Origin of the sequence: Streptomyces aurantiacus (assembly GCF_001418335.1) — a bacterium.
Classification (GTDB): Bacteria; Actinomycetota; Actinomycetes; order Streptomycetales; family Streptomycetaceae; genus Streptomyces; species Streptomyces aurantiacus.
Genome location: NZ_LIPP01000250.1, coordinates 1 through 16,039, shown reverse-complemented (window position 1 = coordinate 16,039; position 16,039 = coordinate 1). Strand labels below are relative to the sequence as shown.

General features: G+C 68.7%; 18 protein-coding genes and 1 pseudogene. 11 read left to right on the top strand and 8 right to left on the bottom strand.

What is annotated here, in order from left to right; genetic code table 11:
* From AOK01_RS29190 to AOK01_RS29180, 3 genes and pseudogenes are all read left to right on the top strand, one after another.
* A pseudogene (locus AOK01_RS29190) lies at positions 1–203 on the top strand (PadR family transcriptional regulator); the annotation flags it as partial.
* A complete protein-coding gene (locus tag AOK01_RS29185; RefSeq protein WP_055516911.1) occupies positions 200–970 on the top strand; it encodes an ABC transporter ATP-binding protein in 771 nt (256 codons plus the stop codon). The pseudogene AOK01_RS29190 and the gene AOK01_RS29185, both read left to right, overlap by 4 nt.
* Complete coding sequence (locus AOK01_RS29180; RefSeq protein WP_055516909.1) at positions 967–2,376, top strand: FtsX-like permease family protein; 1,410 nt, start codon at positions 967–969, stop codon at positions 2,374–2,376. The genes AOK01_RS29185 and AOK01_RS29180 overlap by 4 nt, the downstream gene beginning before the upstream one ends.
* 90 nt (positions 2,377–2,466) lie before the next feature.
* On the opposite strand, the gene AOK01_RS29175 is transcribed toward AOK01_RS29180, so the two are convergent.
* Positions 2,467–3,003: an HNH endonuclease gene (locus tag AOK01_RS29175; RefSeq protein WP_055516907.1), complete on the bottom strand. Its 537-nt coding sequence runs from the start codon at positions 3,001–3,003 to the stop codon at positions 2,467–2,469.
* A gap of 271 nt (positions 3,004–3,274) precedes the next feature.
* On the opposite strand from AOK01_RS29175, the gene AOK01_RS29170 reads away from it, so the two are divergent.
* Positions 3,275–4,351, top strand: a complete 1,077-nt coding sequence (locus AOK01_RS29170; RefSeq protein ID WP_055516905.1) for a mechanosensitive ion channel family protein — start codon at positions 3,275–3,277, stop codon at positions 4,349–4,351.
* A gap of 276 nt (positions 4,352–4,627) precedes the next feature.
* Positions 4,628–5,218, top strand: a complete 591-nt coding sequence (locus AOK01_RS29165; RefSeq protein ID WP_055516903.1) for a Uma2 family endonuclease — start codon at positions 4,628–4,630, stop codon at positions 5,216–5,218.
* 3 nt (positions 5,219–5,221) lie between these two features.
* Here the strand turns inward: AOK01_RS29165 and AOK01_RS46215 are convergent, their stop codons facing one another.
* The 3 genes from AOK01_RS46215 to AOK01_RS29155 are packed head-to-tail and all read right to left on the bottom strand — an operon-like array spanning position 5,222 to position 6,082.
* Complete coding sequence (locus AOK01_RS46215) at positions 5,222–5,356, bottom strand: hypothetical protein (protein WP_281181458.1); 135 nt, start codon at positions 5,354–5,356, stop codon at positions 5,222–5,224.
* Positions 5,349–5,627 (bottom strand): hypothetical protein, encoded by a 279-nt coding sequence (locus AOK01_RS29160; protein WP_055516901.1) that lies wholly within the window; start codon positions 5,625–5,627, stop codon positions 5,349–5,351. The genes AOK01_RS46215 and AOK01_RS29160 overlap by 8 nt, the downstream gene beginning before the upstream one ends.
* A 2-nt stretch (positions 5,628–5,629) precedes the next feature.
* On the bottom strand, positions 5,630–6,082 hold the full coding sequence (locus tag AOK01_RS29155) for an ATP-binding protein (RefSeq protein WP_055516899.1): 453 nt from the start codon (positions 6,080–6,082) through the stop codon (positions 5,630–5,632).
* Between the two features lie 158 nt (positions 6,083–6,240).
* On the opposite strand from AOK01_RS29155, the gene AOK01_RS29150 reads away from it, so the two are divergent.
* Together AOK01_RS29150 and AOK01_RS40380 are read left to right on the top strand one after the other, a co-directional pair.
* A complete protein-coding gene (locus AOK01_RS29150) occupies positions 6,241–7,122 on the top strand; it encodes a Scr1 family TA system antitoxin-like transcriptional regulator (RefSeq protein WP_055516897.1) in 882 nt (293 codons plus the stop codon).
* Positions 7,122–7,295, top strand: coding sequence for a DUF397 domain-containing protein (locus AOK01_RS40380; protein WP_063792883.1), 174 nt, complete (start codon positions 7,122–7,124; stop codon positions 7,293–7,295). Before AOK01_RS29150 ends, AOK01_RS40380 begins: the two co-directional genes overlap by 1 nt.
* 14 nt (positions 7,296–7,309) lie before the next feature.
* On the opposite strand, the gene AOK01_RS29145 is transcribed toward AOK01_RS40380, so the two are convergent.
* Positions 7,310–7,789: a hypothetical protein gene (locus tag AOK01_RS29145; RefSeq protein WP_055516917.1), complete on the bottom strand. Its 480-nt coding sequence runs from the start codon at positions 7,787–7,789 to the stop codon at positions 7,310–7,312.
* A 101-nt stretch (positions 7,790–7,890) separates the two neighbouring features.
* On the opposite strand from AOK01_RS29145, the gene AOK01_RS29140 reads away from it, so the two are divergent.
* The 3 genes from AOK01_RS29140 to AOK01_RS29130 all read left to right on the top strand — a co-directional run bounded on the left by AOK01_RS29140 (position 7,891) and on the right by AOK01_RS29130 (position 11,386).
* A complete protein-coding gene (locus AOK01_RS29140; protein ID WP_055516895.1) occupies positions 7,891–8,790 on the top strand; it encodes a GNAT family N-acetyltransferase in 900 nt (299 codons plus the stop codon).
* Positions 8,791–9,025: 235 nt separating this feature from the next.
* Positions 9,026–9,814 (top strand): SGNH/GDSL hydrolase family protein, encoded by a 789-nt coding sequence (locus AOK01_RS29135; RefSeq protein WP_157871528.1) that lies wholly within the window; start codon positions 9,026–9,028, stop codon positions 9,812–9,814.
* A gap of 456 nt (positions 9,815–10,270) precedes the next feature.
* On the top strand, positions 10,271–11,386 hold the full coding sequence (locus tag AOK01_RS29130) for a glycoside hydrolase family 43 protein (RefSeq protein ID WP_079103847.1): 1,116 nt from the start codon (positions 10,271–10,273) through the stop codon (positions 11,384–11,386).
* Between the two features lie 58 nt (positions 11,387–11,444).
* On the opposite strand, the gene AOK01_RS43755 is transcribed toward AOK01_RS29130, so the two are convergent.
* The 3 genes from AOK01_RS43755 to AOK01_RS29120 all read right to left on the bottom strand — a co-directional run bounded on the left by AOK01_RS43755 (position 11,445) and on the right by AOK01_RS29120 (position 14,387).
* Positions 11,445–12,482 carry a hypothetical protein gene (locus AOK01_RS43755; protein ID WP_157871526.1) on the bottom strand — a complete coding sequence of 346 codons (1,038 nt, stop codon included), beginning with the start codon at positions 12,480–12,482 and terminating at the stop codon, positions 11,445–11,447.
* Between the two features lie 140 nt (positions 12,483–12,622).
* Positions 12,623–13,507 (bottom strand): helix-turn-helix transcriptional regulator, encoded by an 885-nt coding sequence (locus AOK01_RS29125; protein WP_213862167.1) that lies wholly within the window; start codon positions 13,505–13,507, stop codon positions 12,623–12,625.
* Positions 13,508–13,559: 52 nt separating this feature from the next.
* Entirely contained in the window at positions 13,560–14,387 is an 828-nt protein-coding gene (locus tag AOK01_RS29120; protein WP_055516890.1) for an SDR family oxidoreductase, read from the bottom strand.
* A 391-nt stretch (positions 14,388–14,778) separates the two neighbouring features.
* Between AOK01_RS29120 and AOK01_RS29115 the strand changes: the two genes are divergently transcribed.
* Positions 14,779–15,993, top strand: coding sequence for an ROK family transcriptional regulator (locus tag AOK01_RS29115; RefSeq protein WP_055516913.1), 1,215 nt, complete (start codon positions 14,779–14,781; stop codon positions 15,991–15,993).
* Positions 15,994–16,039 lie beyond the last annotated feature (46 nt).

Here is a 16,039-nt window from a genome sequence, read left to right as displayed (position 1 = left end):
CGGCCGGCTACCTGAGCGCCCAGCGTGCGGCGCACATGGCACGGATGCGGGAGCTGACGGCGGTCAAGACCGCGCCGGACGCCGACCTTGCGACGGTCCTCTCGGCCGACTACGCCCTCCACCACCTCGACGCCGATCTGCGCTGGATGACCACCACAGCGGCCCGGCTCACCACTCTGACCGCGGAGGTCGACGCAGCATGAGCAGCAGTACGCACAGGACCACGCCGATCCTGGCGGCCCGGGGCCTCTCCAGGACGTACGGCAGGACGCACAGCAAGACGCACGGCAAGACGCACGACAACGCGCATGATGACGGCCGGACCCGGGCGTTGCGCGGTGCCTCCGTGGAGCTGCACGCGGGAGAGATCCTCGCCGTCACCGGTGCGAGCGGCAGTGGCAAGTCCACGCTGCTGCACTGCCTGGCCGGCATCGTCCGGCCCGACGAGGGCTCGGTCGTCTACGCCGGGCAGCGCCTGGACCAGCTGTCGGAGGAGCGGCTGAGCGAGTTGCGGCGTACGGAGTTCGGGGTGGTGTTCCAGTTCGGGCAGCTGATCGCCGAGCTGACGGCGCTCGACAACGTGGCGCTGCCGCTGCTGCTCGCGGGAGCCTCCCGCAAGGACTCCCACGAGCGGGCGGGCGAGTGGCTCGAACGGTTCGGCGTGCGCGGCCAGGAGGCGCTGAGACCCGGCGAGATGAGCGGCGGCCAGGCCCAACGGGTGTCGCTGGCACGGGCGTTGGTGACCGGTCCGAAGGTCGTCTTCGCCGACGAGCCCACCGGGGCGCTCGACTCGCTGGCGAGCGAGCAGGTGATGACGGCGCTGACGCACACGGCTCGGGAGACGGGCACGGCGGTGCTGCTGATCACGCACGACGCGCAGGTCGCGGCGTACGCGGACCGCGAGGTGTCGCTGCGCGACGGGGTCGTCGTCGGGTCCGAGGACGCGGCGTCCCTGGAGGTGGCCCGGTGATCGGCAACCTCAGGCTGAACCTCGGGCCGAACCTCAGGCTGGCGTGGCTGCTGACGCGGAACTCGGACCGGCGGGAGTGGTGGCGGGTGACGCTGACGGCGGTGGGGGCCGCGCTCGCCACCGGCCTCGGGTTCGCGGCGGTCGCGATCGCCTCGGTGCGCGGACAGGTGTCCACCTCGTACTTCCACGGCCTCCTCGACCAGCCGTCGCAGCGCGCCGGGGTGCTCGTCACGCTGCTGCTCCTGTGGGTGCCGGTACTCGCTTTCCTCGGCCAGTGCGCACGCGTCGGGGCCGTGCACCGCGACCGCAGACTGGCCGGGCTGCGGCTCGCCGGGGCGACGCCGAAGCAGGTGCGGCGCATCGCGGCCCTGGAGTCCGGCCTCGCCTGTCTGCTGGGGGCGGCGGTCGCCGCGACGTTCTCGGCGCTTCTCCTGCTGACGGTTCTGCGGCAGGGGCTTCCCCTGCCGGCCTGGGCGGGCTTCGCCCTGGTGACGCTCGCCGTGCCGCTCCTCGCCGTGCTGGTGAGCACGGTCGCGCTGCGCCGGGTGGTGGCCTCGCCGCTGGGCTGGGTGCGCCGGGTCCGGCCGGAGCACGGCAGGGTCGCCGCCCTCGCCGTCGTGGTGCCTGCGGTACTGGTGGGCCTGGCCGCCCTGCTGACCACCGTACGGGGCACCGGGCCGGGGGCCACCTCGCTTCCCCCGCTGGTGTTCTGCGCGGTGGCGCTGACCGGTGCGGGCGCGGTGGCGGTCGCCGGGCTCACCGCCCGGGCCGTGGGCGGCCGGCTCGCCGCCCGGACCGGGCGTCCCGCGGTCCTGCTCGCCGCCGAACGGCTCCGGGCCGACCCGTGGGCCACCGCGCGCACCCACGCCGCCGTGCTCCTGGTGGCGGTCGTGGGCGTCGGCTTCGTGGGCGTACGGCAGATGTTCCTCGACGCCGTGCACCATCCGCGGCAGGGCCTGCCCCACAGCCCCGAGGACGTGGCGTTCTACACCACCGGCGTCGATCTGGCGGGCGCCGCCGTCCTGGTGGCCCTGCTGATCAGCCTGGGCGGCCTCGCCGTGGGCACCGCCGAGTCGCTCGCCACCCGGCGCCGCGGCCTCGCGGCCCAGGCCGCGGCGGGCGTACCGCGGAAGGTGCTCGGCCGGGCGCTGCTGCTGGAGACCGCGCTGCCGCTGGCCCCGGCGATGCTGCTCGCGGCCTGCGGCGGCACGGCTGTCCACCTCGCGTACGGGGCGGCGGTGGACACGTCGGCCGTGGACACGTCGGCCGTGGACGCGTCGGCCGTTCCAGTGCTGGTGCCGCTGCTGGTGCCCGTGGCGGTGTACGCGGCCTGCCTGCTCGCCGCCGCGACCTCGCTCCCGCTGCTGCACCGCACGGTCCACCCGGCCGAACTGCGCCACACGTGAGCGGAGGGCGCCGAACCGCGCCACGAGTGCCGAGCTGCGCTGCTCATAAGCCATGAGCAGGGACCGAGGGCAAGACGAAGGCCCGGATCGTCAGGCGGAAATGCCGTCGATCCGAGCCATCGCGTCGTCCGCGCCGTACGGCTGCAGGTAGGGCAGCCAACGCGGGTCCCGGTGACCGGTTCCGATGATGCGCCAAGCGAGCCCCGACGGCGGGGCCGGTTTATGGCGCAGGCGCCAGCCGATCTCGACCAGGTGACGGTCGGCCTTGGTGTGGTTGCACCGGCGGCAGGACGCCACCACGTTGTCCCAGACGTGCTGACCCCCGCGGCTGCGCGGGATGACGTGGTCGACGCTGGTTGCGACGCCACCGCAGTACATGCACCGGCCGCCGTCCCGGGCGAACAGCGCCCGGCGGGTCAGCGGAACGGGCCCCCGGTAAGGGACCCGCACGAACCTTTTCAACCGGACCACGCTGGGGGCGGGGACAGTGACGGTCGCGCTGTGCATGAAGGCGCCGGACTCCTCAAGACAGACTGCCTTGTTCTCAAGGACGAGGACGAGCGCGCGGCGGAGCGGTACGACGCCGAGGGGCTCGTACGACGCGTTGAGGACCAGGACATGCGGCACGGATGGCCTCCTTGTACGCCGGCGGCGCGTGGCTCGCGCCGGGACGATCTGTAGTCAGTCTCCCCTCATGCCTGGTGGAAGCGCCACCATGTCCCGGTAACGGGCTGGGAGTGTTTTCGACCACACCTTCTTATCCCCACGTGAGCACAGTCTCTCCCTCGAACATGGCAACGATCCACACACGATGCCCCGTTAGTGTGGTGTTTCCGCCCGTCGGCGCTTCGCCCGATGTCCGGCCACGGACGGACCGCTACGCCTGGAGGTACCTGCCGTGTTCTTGTCCGTCCTGTCGGCCGCCGATCCCACCGAGGAACCGACGTCGCCGACGCTCCAGGACGCCCAGGAAGGCGCCACCAACGCCGCGAGCTGGGTCGAGCAGAACTGGTCGACGTGGCTCAGCATCGGACTGCGGGTGCTGCTCATCGTGGTCATAGCCGTGGTGCTGAGAGCGGTCGTCCGGCGGACCATCACGAGGTTCATCGACCGGATGAACCGTACGGCGCAGGCGGTCGACGGCACGGCGCTCGGCGGCCTCCTGGTCAACGTCGAACGCCGCCGCCAGCGCTCCCAGGCCATCGGCTCGGTACTCCGCTCGGTCGCGTCCTTCACGATCATGAGCACGGCGGCGCTGATGATCCTCGGCACGTTCCAGATCAACCTGGCACCGCTGCTGGCCTCCGCCGGTGTGGCAGGTGTGGCGATCGGTTTCGGCGCCCGCAACCTCGTGACCGACTTCCTCTCGGGCGTCTTCATGATCCTGGAGGACCAGTACGGCGTGGGCGACACGGTCGACGCGGGGGTGGCCTCCGGCGAGGTCATCGAGGTGGGCCTCAGGGTCACCAAGCTCCGGGGCGACAACGGCGAGATCTGGTACGTCCGCAACGGCGAGGTCAAGCGCATCGGCAACCTCTCCCAGGGCTGGGCCACGGCCGGCGTCGACGTCACGGTCCGCTCCGACGAGGACCTCGACCGCGTGCGCTCGGTCCTCGCGGAGGTCGGCGAGACGATGAGCAAGGCGGAGCCCTGGAACGAGCGCCTGTGGGGCCCGATAGAGACCCTCGGCCTCGACAGCGTCGTCCTGGACTCGATGGTCGTCCGCGTCACCGCGAAGACGATGCCGGGCAAGGCCCTCTCGGTGGAACGCGAACTGCGCTGGCGCATCAAGCAGGCCTTCGACCGGGCGAACATCCGCATCGTGGGCGGCCTCCCCGCCCAGCCGACCGACGAACCGCCCGCCGACCCGACGGCGGGCATGTCGGCCCCGTCGGCGTACTCCAACACGGGCTCGGCGCAGTCACAGGCGGCGTCCCCGATCACACCGGTGGTGCCTACGGCTCCGACGAAGTAGGGGCGGCGCGCACTCATTCCATCGCGGGCGAGAGTTTTCTCATACGTGTGGGGCGGCATCCGGAGCGATCCGGGTGCCGCCCCACAGACGTCTGCGGCCCACCGACGGCCGGTCGCCAGTCACCTACCGCCTACCGTCGTAACGGTTCGGCACACTCGTTCGAGTGAACGCCAGCGGCATTCCCGGGTCGTTTGAGGTCTGGGCGCTCCATGGTTCTGCCAGGGCCAAGACAGATCGGGCGTGGCCCGGCAACAACGTGGCGGAGGAGAAACGTCGATGCAGGACCCGGCCGATCTGCTGATCGCGTTCGAAGAGGCCACCGAGATGCCGATCCGACCCGAGTACGTCGAGGGGACGGTCATCGTGCCCCCACCTCCGAACGACGCCCACAACGACGACGCGGGAGGGCTGTCCTTCCAATTCCGCGTCGCTGGATTCCGCCTGGTGGGCATGGGCAACGGCTACCGAGCCGCCCACAAGGACGGCCGGACCATGGCCCTGTTGATCCCGGACTTCTATGTGCGCCGACGCAAGGCGACAGACCTCGACGAGTCGTACCGCAAGGCCCACAAGGGCTGGTACCCCATCGACATGATCACCCTGGCCGGTGAGGTGACCTCCACCAACCACGAGACGGACACCGGCCCCAAGCTCCGCACCTACGCCGCCGCCGGCGTCCCCGTCTACGTCCTGGTCAACCGTCGCCGGAAGACGGCCCACTGCTACGTGGACCCGATCACCCCCGGCGACGACCCCACCGAGGCGTACTACGCCACGGAGGTCAAGGCGGACTTGGGCCGCCCTCTCCCGCTTCCGTCCCCGTACCCGACGCTGGAGACGGCTCCTTTCCCGGAGCCGACGGACTAGCTGTCAGCCATACCAGTTCACCTGCACCACCACGATCCGCTCGCCGCGCACATCGGTCAGATAGGTGAGCATGACCAGCCCCTCCGGGAACCCGTCCAGCAGGTCGTCCTGGAACAGCTCCCAACGCCGGTCAGCCACCTGCGACCTCACGGTGCGCCGCGCGCACGATGTCTCCGGCCTCCCGGATCACACGGTCGCGGACAGCGGGGTCCGGGCTGTTGCGGTAGAACATCCGGATCGGTACGACGCTGTCCTCGTCCCCTGCCCGGACGAAGGCCTTCTGGAGGTCCTCGAAGAACTCGGGAAGCCGCGACGGGACAACGGTGGCCACGGCCTGCCGCAGCGCCGGAAGTGTCAGCTCGGGCCGGGGACCGAGCGGACCGCCCCCGCCCCCGCCCCCGTCCGGCATGGTCACTCCTTCGCGCTTGCGAGGAGATCGGCTCCCACTGGGGCTAGGGCCCACTCCGCGTACACCGTCTTACCGACGCTGCGCGGCTCGACGCCCCATTGGTCGGCGAGGGTCGCGACCAGCAGGAGCCCGCGACCGAACTGGTCCGTGTCCTCCGCCGACCGTCGGCACGGCAACCGCTCACCACGTGGGTCGCTGACCTCGACGCGGAGTACGGCGGCGGCGAGCGTGATCCGTACGCGGACGAGTCGGCCCCGGACGCTGCCGTGCAGTAACGCATTGGTCATCAACTCCGAGACGACGACCGCGACATCCCCGGCGAGGCCGGGATACCCCCACTCGGTGACGAGCCGTGCGGCTCTGCGACGGGCGAGGGTGACGCTGCGGGCGAGGGGGGTGTAGTCGAGGGAGTCCTCGTGGAGGAGGGGGTCGGATGCGGTGGGGGGTTCGGTCATGGATACGCGCCTCTCGTACAGCGAACGGCTTCGCTGAGTAAGCGATTGGATGCCGACCGTAGCGATCGAGTTGGCTCGGATGCAAGTATCTGCGAGACAATTGTCTCTTTCGAGGGAAGCTGTCGACTACTCAGTGCGAGCAGAGCGACACTGGGACCGTGAATCGATCAGCTCAGCTCGGAAACCGAGCGTCAACCGTGTTGGGACGCAAGCTCGGTGGTGAACTGCTGCGGCTGCGCGACATGTCGGGCAAGACCCAGCACCAAGCAGCGCAGACCATCAGTGCGACCAACTCGAAGATCGTGAAGATGGAGCAGGGCTGGGTACCCATGCGGGACCCGGACATCCGGGTGCTCTGCGAGTTCTACGGACTCGATGAACCGAAAGCAGTCGCCCGGTTGCTGGAACTGGCGAAGCTGGACCGCGATCGCCGTAAGTCCAAGGGCTGGTGGCAGCACACTCCCCAAGCAGGGGCCATGGCGGAGTACATCGCGATGGAGGACGTCGCGACCGGGGTAAGAGCCTGGCAACAGGCACTGGTCCCAGGCCTGTTGCAGACGCCCGAATACACGCGCGCGATTGTTGTCAGTGAGGGTCTTTGGGACGATCCGGACGAGATCGAGGGGATCGTCGACGTCCGGACGAAACGCCAGGCCCGCCTGTCAGGACCCGACCCGCTTCGGTTCTACGCGGTGATCGGAGAAGGAGTACTGCGCCAGCAGGTCGGCGGCCCCGATGTCATGCGCGCACAGTTGCAGCACTTGCTGAAGACGGCTCAACTCCCCAACGTCCGCATCCAGGTGCTGCCCTTCCGAGCGGGCGGCCACGCTTGCGTCGGCGGCTCCTTCAACATCCTCTCGTTTGCCCAGACCGATGCCGTGGACGTGGTCCACGTCGACAGCATCGCCGCTACCGTGTGGGTCGAGAACGACGCCGAGAGCGCCACGTACGGCTCGTTCTTCGAGCGCACGGCACGACTGAGCCTGGCCCCCAAGGACTCGCTCGGACTGATCGAGAGCATCAGCGAGGACATGCATTGATACACCGCTTCGACTTCGTGAAGTCCAGCTACAGCACTGGAAGCGGCGAGTGCGTCGAAGTCGCCCGAAACGTCGCGGACACCGTCGCCGTCCGCGACTCGAAGGACCCCGACGGCCCGATACTCCGGCTCTCCCCCGCCGCATGGGCGGAGTTCACTGCGATGCTGAGCTGAAACGGGCCAGCCTCTCATCCGCCGGAGGCAACCCGCTCGCGGTAGTCGGGAAGGCCGCGACGCAGCGCAAGGGCGCCCCATATAGCGGCTGCCGTCAACGCGGCTGCGACCATCGCGCCCAGCGCCGGTGGCTCCGGCCGCCAGCCCAGGGAGTGGCGGGTGCCCATGAAGGTGAGTACGAGGACGACCACCTCGGGGCCGATGAACGGAACCCTCGCGGCGACGGCCCGCACCCCGGTCGCCACCACCAGACCGGTCACGGTCCAGACCGCCAGGTACGGCAGCACCTCCCCCGGAGTGGCGAGCGGCAGCCCGTAATCATCGGGACCGACACGGAACGACGCCCCGGCCCAAGCCCAGCCCACCCCGATGACGGTGACGCCCGCCACCCACAGGGCATGGCGCCACAGCGGACCAGGCCGCGGGGACTCTTCGTCGCCGTCGGAGCTCGTCGAGGAGTCGTCGGGGCTGGAGAGGGCAGGAGATTCGGTCACGCCCACAAGGACGCGGCCCGGTGACCACGGGTTCCCACCCGAATCAGGGATCACGTCAACCGAGGCAGCGGGCCCGCTTGTCGTGCGCGGGACGATGGAACATGCTCCCGGATGACTGGCAACTCACCCACGACATCGACGACTTCCTCGCCCGAGCCGGAGACTTCCTGCGTTCGCGCCCGGCCCTGCACAACACGCCGCTGACGGACATCGAAAGGTTGCGGACACGCAGGACGGACGACGTATCCGGTGCCGACGCCCCCGTCTTCGGCCGACTGGAGGCAGGGGGCGAAGTCCGCGCGATCTTCTATCTCACTCCGCGCGGCCGTCTGGGCCTCACTCCCCTCTCTGCCGACCGGACCGACACCCTCGCCTCTCACCTGGCCGAACTCGGCCACTCACCCGCCCACGTCATCGCGGACCACGACACTGCCGGCGCTTTCGCCGAGTCGTGGCAGCGGCACACGAGCGCGGTGCCGGTGCCTTTCTGGCGGACGCATCTCTACCGTCTCGGCACGCTCACCCCACCGCGGTCGCACGCCGAGGGCCGGGGCCGGGGCCGCGTCGCGGGTGAGGCAGACCGCGAGCAAGTCGTGCGCTGGTGCCGTGAGTTCTGCGTCGCCGTCGGCGAGCAAGCCTCCATCGACTTGATCGACGCCGGCTCCTGGAGCGACTCGCGTTTCGGCGACAGGCACTTCACGCTCTGGGAGACCCCGGACGGCACCCCCGCTTCCATGGCGGCCACGACCTCGATCGTCGGCGGCATGGTCCGGGTGGACCCCGTCTACACCCCGGCCCACCTCCGAGGCCACGGCTACGCAGGCGCCGTGACTGTCGAGGTGAGCAGAACCGCCCTGACCGCGGGCGCGACGGATGTCGTCCTGTTCACAGACCCGGACAACCCCACCAGCAACGCGCTCTACCAGCGCGTTGGATACGTCCACGTCGCCGACTTCACCGGGTACAGGTTCTCGTACGGCACACCAGAAGCCGGCTTCTAGCCAGTCCTCACGTGACGAACCCGGACAGGCCGCTGACCAGCCCGGACAACTGAGGGCTGTCCGGGACAGGCATGAGGCCTTGTTCTCTGACAGGGGCCTGGCAAATGTGGAGTCTCGCCAGTGACTCAGTCAGAAAGGATTCGCAGTGGTGAGAAGAACAGCATTCAGCAGACGGGCAGTTCTTGGCCTCGTAGCTCTCCTGGCATCGGTGATGGTGACCTTGCCCGCTTCCACCGTGGCAGTCGGGGCGGAGGCCGAGGCTTTCGAGTACGTCGCATTGGGCGACTCGGCAGCGGCCGGTATCGGGGCCGGTTCGCCGGCCGCAGACTCGTCGAACTGCTACGTCAGCGGGAACTCGGGACCCAGGGTGCCCAACTCGACGCTCGCCTATCCGAAGCGCGTCGCGCAGTCGCTCGGCGCGACCCTGGTCGACAAAGCACTCTGCGGCGCGTCCAGCAATGCGGTGCGCAGGCAGCAGGCGACGGCTGTCACCAAGGCCACCGACCTTGTGACGGTGCAGGCCGGCTCCAACGATTTCGGGTTCGCCGCCCCTCTCATATTCTGCTACGTCTGGAACCCGCCACGAACCGGGACCTGCAACAGCAGGATCAACGCGATCACCACGCAGTACCGGCAAGTGCTTCCTGGCAACCTTGAGAGGCTCTTCGACAGGATCGACGCCCGGAAGCGGGACGGCGCCCAGGTCGTCGTGGTGGGGTATCCACACGTCGTTCAGGCTGAGTCCACCCTCACGTGCTTCGCGGACGGAGCCTGGCCGGACAGCACTCATCAGGCACTGCGCCGTGCCGCCAACACACTCAATCAGGTACTCGCCGCCAAGGCGAAGGCACACGGCTACGACTTCGTCGATCCGAGCGCCTCGTTCAACACGCATGAGAGCTGTGGGGACCCCTCGTGGGTCAACGGTATCCGTCCTTTCACCAGGCAAGTTGAGTCCTTCCACCCGAACGCCACCGGGCAGGAAGCGCTCGCCTGGCTCGTCTGGCAGTACGTGAAGCCGTAGCAGCACCGTGCTGTTCAGCCAATCTGTTCGGGGCAGCGTTCTTCGCCTTGCCCCGAACAGATTTGCGGTACACGCCAGGCGGGCCGCGTCGTGAACCCCGGCGACAGCGACATACCGGTCGAGCCGGGGATGGTCGGCCTGCCGGGCGCCTCGGGCGCGAACCAGCGGCTGGCACGAGCATCTTCGCGACCGGCGCGCACCGGTATGTCGGCATGCCGTACGGCCCGACCCGTACGGCGCCGTGCACACGGTGCCGTGGGCGAACATCACCTCCGCGGCGACGGAGGCAGTCACCACGTACCAGCCGGGCCAAGGCGGACTCCCGGCCGCCATCTTCTGCTCACCACGCCGGTGGCGACGAAGCCCGTGGGATCGGCCCCTGATATTGACGGCCACCCACCACGCGGCGATGATCTGAAAGCGCTCTCTGGCATGGACACGATCAGGAGGAACCTGATGTTCCCCATTCGCTGGCTCGCCCGCGTACTCCCCCTCGGACTCGTCGCCGCACTTGCCCTCGGGCAGGCCGTGACCACCGCCGGACCCGCCGACGCCGACGAAGCCGTCACCCCGGTGACCGACGGCCAGTTCTCCACGCTCGGCCGCACCACCCTCGCCGGCGCCGACCCGAGCGTCATCAAGGTCGGCAACCTCTACGTCTCCGCCAAGTCCGTGGACGGCGGTATCGCGGTGCGGACGGCGTCCACCCTGGAGGGGATCGCCGGCGCGCCCAAGCAGCAGGTGTGGCAGGACACCGGTGGCCTCGGTGAGGTCTGGGCCCCGGAGATCGTGTACTACAACGGCAACTACCGCATCTACTTCGGCGCCAGCACGAGCGCGGCCCACCGCATGTACCACATCAGCTCGGCCGGCCCGGCCTCCGGCTACTCCGCCGCCACCAAGGTCGCCCTGCCCGACGACAAGTGGGCCATCGACGGGGCGCCCTTCACCTTCGGCGGCCAGCGCTGGTTCGTGTGGTCCGGCTGGTCCGGTGACACCAACGTCGAACAGAACCTGTACATCGCCCGGATGAGCAGCCCCACCACGACCACCGGCGCCCGGTACGTCATCTCGCAGCCGCGCGAGTCGTGGGAACGGATCGTGGGCAACCCGTACATCAACGAGTCGGCCCAGCCGATCGTGGACCCCAACGGGCAGTTGCACATCACGTACTCCGCGAACGGCAGCTGGAGCAACCAGTACTGCATCGCCGACCTGCGACTGCGAGCCGGCGGCGACCCCACCTACGTATGGGACTGGTACAAGAGCAACGGCTGCCTGTTCGGCTCGCACGCCGAGACCATGATGTCGGGCTGGGACCCCACGCTGTACGTCGACGGCCCCGGCCACCACACCTTCGTCCTGCCGAACGGCGACGCCACGGCCGGCCCGCCGTCCGGCAACCGGTTCCCGACCATGTTCCACGCGGTCGCCAAGGGCACGCCGTACTCATGGTCCAACCGCTACTGGTACACCGGCACGGCCGTCTGGTGGGGCAGCACCACCTACCGCCGGGCCAACGTCCCCGGCCCTACCACCGACACCGGGTTCAGCCTCAAGTTCTTCGAATGAGAACCACACCCGGAAACCGCCTCGCGCGCAGCACCGGTTGCCTGCCTGTTCAACACCGTCAGCGGCTGCGACGTACCTCTCTCTGTTTACTCTGTGGCTGCGTCTTCGCAGGGGTGGGCGAGTGTGAGGTGGCGCCGCTTGTGCGGTCCTGAGTGTCCGCTGGGCCCTGCCGGCGCAGATACTCCGCCACTGATTTGAGTACGTCTTCGACGCCTGCGCCGCGATCATCACCTGGCACACGCTCCGGAGGCTTTCCCGCACCAGGCTGCGACAGGTCAGAACCCACCATGGCGCCGTATGTCCCACGGGGCCCGAGGCGACTGGACCTGATATCGCCATCGGAGGTGATCTCCCACGCCACCCCTTGCAGCCTGCTCCCGTCGACCCCGCTCTGCACACTGCCTGCCGAGTTCGCAGCGTTCGCAGCGTTCGCAGCGTTCGCAGCGTTCGCGGGATCTCTGCTGTTTTCCTGGTTCTCAGGATTCAGTGCGAGCCACCTTTGGGCCACACGGATTTTATCGTAAAGACTGTTCCTTCGGTCAGGGAACTCCGAGATGGAACTGGCGGTCGAAACCTGGCGAGGGGTGGACGAAGCAGTGGAAGGCTCAATCGGCCTCCTGAATCCCAGTCGCGGCGCAGAACGCGCCGCGTCTGCCATCAGTATCGTTACCTTGTTCCCCGATTTTTCGATCAGATCCAAACTTATGGGAAGTTTTTTATTGTGCAAATCTATTATAAGACCTTGCCTCCCCTTGACAAAATTCCAGACCTCCGCCCCTATTTCCTTTTTCGCATCCTCGTTCTGCCGTCCGATCACATCGGCATAAGTGGACCGATTCGACACTCGCCTCAAATAGCGCTTGCTCGATTCTGAGAAAGCTACTGCGGTCCGCGAAATCCGCTGGGCGATGGTCGGCCGAGCCGACGGGCCCCGGAAGAACTCCGGATTGATCTGATCGCTGCCCGTGGGAGCCGAGGCGCTCGCGCTGGACCTGCTCTCTTCGGCGATCAGGCCAGCGGCAAGCTCGGCGGCGGAGAGCCCGGCGCGGGGGCGGCGTGGCACGTCGGGCAGAGCAGGGTCCTTCGAATTGGCCATGCTGAGTCAGCCCCCTTGACCACTACTTCTGCACGATCCGTTCTGGTTTCCCGTTGCTTGCACAACGGCCGTCGTGGTCAGACGGTTCACATATCCACCCACCAGGTGGCGTCATCGCGCCGCCCCAGCACCCTCTTCAACTATCCGTTGTGTGCTTCGGGCTCGGTCGAAAGCGGCTGTCGGGTGGCCGCCCACGACGCCAGGAGCGCCACGTTGTCAGCGGTCGGTGTGCCCGCGGGTGCGGTGTAGACGTTGAGGAACAGGCCGGGTTCGGCGGGCAGTTCCAGGGACTCGACGTCCAGGTCGAGCCGGCCCACGATCGGATGGCGCAGACGCTTGCGGCCGGACCGGTGCAGCCGCACGTCCTGAGATGCCCACCGCTGCCGAAACAGCTCACTGCACGTCGACAGTTCGCCGACCAGGGCGATCAGATCCTCGTCGTGCGGATTGCGGCCGGCTTCCATGCGTAGCTTCGCGGCCACGTCACCGGCGATTCGGTCGTAGTCGACAAAGAAATCCCTGGCCGCCTCGGGATTCAGATAGACGAACCGCGCTGTGTTCGCGGGCCGTCGCGGGTCGGCCAGCACCGGCGAATACAGCGCGCGAGCGAGTTGATTCATGGCGAGCACGTCATAACGGCCGCTACCGATCCAGGCCGGCGCATCGGAGATCGCGTCGAGCACCTGCTGCAGCGTCGAGCGCACAGTGACGGCAGGCCTGCGCCGGCGTGGACCGCCGGGCGTCCTGGATCGGCGCGCGAGGTGGAACAGGTGGTCGCGCTCGGCCTCGTCGAGTTGCAAGGCAGAGGCCAACGCGTCGAGCACGCCGTCGGAGGCACCGGCGAGGCTGCCGCGCTCCATGCGCACGTAGTAGTCGACCGATACCCCCGCCAAGAGGGCTACCTCCTCGCGGCGCAGACCTTTGACCCGACGGTTGCCGCCGTAAGCGGGCAGGCCCGCCTGCTCGGGTGTGATGCGGGCGCGACGCGAGCTGAGAAACTCCCGGATTTCGGTGCGTGGATCCATCGTGGCCATTCCCTCACCGTAAGCCTGACCCGCGGTCTAAGGGGTACGCGGTCTAAGGGGTACGCGAGATGATCGTCGGGGTACCCGTTGCGGTCGTCGCGATGCCGCCGTCCACCGGGACGATGGCGCCCGTGAGGTAGGACCCGGCCCGGCTGGCGAGGAACACGGCGATACCCGCCATGTCGTCGTCGCGGCCGACCCGGCGCAGAGGGGCCGCCGCCGCGATCGTGTCGCCCATGGCATCGAGCGTGGACGCCATCATCTGCGACGGGAACACTCCTGGTGCCACCGCGTTCACCGTGACGTGCTGTGGGCCCAGCTCCCTGGCCAGCACTCGGGTGAGTTGATGGAGTGCCGCTTTGCTGCTGGCGTACGAGTAATTGGGCGAGTGGGCGACGTGGATGGCGCCGATACTGCCGATGTTGATGATCCGCGCGGGATCATCGGCGGTGCCCGCCCTGCGCAGGGCGGGGAGCAGCGCCTGTACCAGCCAGAACGGCGACTTGAGGTTGAGGTCGATCACTGTGTCCCAGGCCTCGTCCGGGAACGTCTCCAGCGGCTCGCGCCACATCGCTCCCGCGTTGTTGACGAGGATGTCCAGGCCTTCCGAGTCGGCCTTGACGAGATCAGCGAGGCGCTGACACTCGTCGTGCCTGGACAGGTCGGCGGGGATTGCTCGAACGTCGCCGAATTCGGACAGTAGTTTCTGTGCCTCCGCGCACGCGTCTGCCTTGCGTGAGCTGATGACGACGCGGGCCCCTGCCTGGAGAAGGCCGCGCGCTATCATCATCCCAATGCCCCTGGTGCCGCCCGTGACAAGGGCGTACTTCCCACTCAGATCGAAAAGTTCTGTGTGAGTGGTGAATTGCTTGTCCGTCATTGGTCTCCATCTTTTCTGTCGTGGAAGAACGCGCCGGTACGGTCGCGCATTCGAGGCAGCCGAATTGAACTGATGGGGCTGCGGTGCGTTTCCATGGAGTGTTGTCGGCGCTTTCGACTCCACCAGGTTGACAGGAGTTTGGGACGCCTGAGAGACCCTGTTGATACAGGCACTGCGAGATCCCCCTTGCGCGGGCGGCCGCTGCCGCGGGTGGGTCTTCCCCAAGTAACGACTCTGTTGCCACGGCCCCACCCTGTTGACGCCCTCCTCCCCTCCGGCCTACTTTCCTCTCATCGAACAGGAAACTTTCCTAACAGTGGTCGGCCGTCGAGTAGACGTCGTCGTACGTCCGCTGGGAAGCTGAGCAGCCGAAAGGCAGGTGTCGATCGTCATGGCAGGAATCTCCGCGACTCCGGGCACCCCGCGCGTGCTCCGTGCCATGAACGACCGGGCCGCGCTCGAAGTGCTGCTGGAGCACGGTCCGCTGTCCCGGACCCGGATCGGGAAGCTGACCGGGCTGTCGAAGCCGACCGCCTCGCAGTTGCTCGCCCGGCTGGAGGCTGCGGGGCTCGTCGTCGTCACCGGGACCAGTGAAGGGCGCCCCGGGCCCAACGCCCAGCTGTACGCGGTCGATCCGGCCGCCGCCTACGCCGCCGGGCTCGACGTGACACCCGAGCGCATCCTCGCCGCCGTCGCCGATGTGACCGGGCGCACGGTGGGCGAGTACGAACTGCCCACCCCCGGCCGGCGCGCCGCCCGCACCGTCGTACGGCAGGTCACCGACGCCCTCGACGGCGCCGTGAAGGCGGCGGGACTGGTCCGGGCCGACGTCCGGCGGCTCGTCATCGGCACCCCCGGCGCCTTCGACCCGAACACCGGGCGCCTGCGTTACGCCTCCCACCTGCCCGGCTGGCATTCCCCCGCCCTGCTCGACGAGCTCGCGGCGGCGCTGCCGATGCCCGTCGAGTACGAGAACGACGTCAACCTCGCCGCCATCGCCGAGCAACGGCTCGGTGCGGCCCGGGGCCACGACGACTTCGTCCTGCTGTGGAACGAGGGAGGCCTGGGAGCCGCCCTCGTACTCGGCGGGCGGCTGCACCGCGGCTGGACCGGCGGCGCCGGCGAGGTCGGCTTCCTTCCCGTGCCCGGCGCGCCGCTCGTGCGGCACGTCACCAAGGCCAACAGTGGCGGCTACCAGGAGCTGGCCGGCTCCCAGGCCATCCCGGCCCTCGCCCGCGAACTCGGTATCCGGCCCATCCCCACGGGGCCCTACACCGAAGTCGCCGCCACGCTCGTCGAGCAGGCCGCGGACGTCAACGCGGGCGCCCACCGGCAGCTCCTGCAGACGTACGCGACAGGTCTCGCCACCGGTCTCGCCTCGCTCGTCTCCGTCCTCGACCCCGAACTCGTCGTCCTCAGCGGCGCCTCGCTCAGCAGGGGAGGCGAACCCCTGCGCGCCCTCGTACAGGCCGAGTTGGCGGAACTGGCCGCCTCCCGGCCGCGTCTCGTTGTCGGCGACGTCCGTGAACAGCCCGTGCTGCGCGGCGCGTTGGAGAGCGCGCTCGCCGCCACCCGCGACGAGGTCTTCGACACCTCGGCCCACTGAGCAGCCCCCTCAGCTCCAATCCCCACAGTCCCGCCCCGCCCCGCCC

What these genes read in the sequence shown, in the direction of transcription:
- AOK01_RS29185 (WP_055516911.1), top strand. Translation starts at nt 200, where the DNA reads ATGAGCAGCAGTACGCACAGGACCACGCCGATCCTGGCGGCCCGGGGC.
- AOK01_RS29165 (WP_055516903.1), top strand. Translation starts at nt 4,628, where the DNA reads ATGCAGGACCCGGCCGATCTGCTGATCGCGTTCGAAGAGGCCACCGAG.
- AOK01_RS29160 (WP_055516901.1), bottom strand. Translation starts at nt 5,627, where the DNA reads ATGCCGGACGGGGGCGGGGGCGGGGGCGGTCCGCTCGGTCCCCGGCCC.
- AOK01_RS29155 (WP_055516899.1), bottom strand. Translation starts at nt 6,082, where the DNA reads ATGACCGAACCCCCCACCGCATCCGACCCCCTCCTCCACGAGGACTCC.
- AOK01_RS29140 (WP_055516895.1), top strand. Translation starts at nt 7,891, where the DNA reads ATGCTCCCGGATGACTGGCAACTCACCCACGACATCGACGACTTCCTC.
- AOK01_RS29130 (WP_079103847.1), top strand. Translation starts at nt 10,271, where the DNA reads ATGTTCCCCATTCGCTGGCTCGCCCGCGTACTCCCCCTCGGACTCGTC.
- AOK01_RS43755 (WP_157871526.1), bottom strand. Translation starts at nt 12,482, where the DNA reads ATGGCCAATTCGAAGGACCCTGCTCTGCCCGACGTGCCACGCCGCCCC.
- AOK01_RS29125 (WP_213862167.1), bottom strand. Translation starts at nt 13,507, where the DNA reads ATGGATCCACGCACCGAAATCCGGGAGTTTCTCAGCTCGCGTCGCGCC.
- AOK01_RS29120 (WP_055516890.1), bottom strand. Translation starts at nt 14,387, where the DNA reads ATGACGGACAAGCAATTCACCACTCACACAGAACTTTTCGATCTGAGT.
- AOK01_RS29115 (WP_055516913.1), top strand. Translation starts at nt 14,779, where the DNA reads ATGGCAGGAATCTCCGCGACTCCGGGCACCCCGCGCGTGCTCCGTGCC.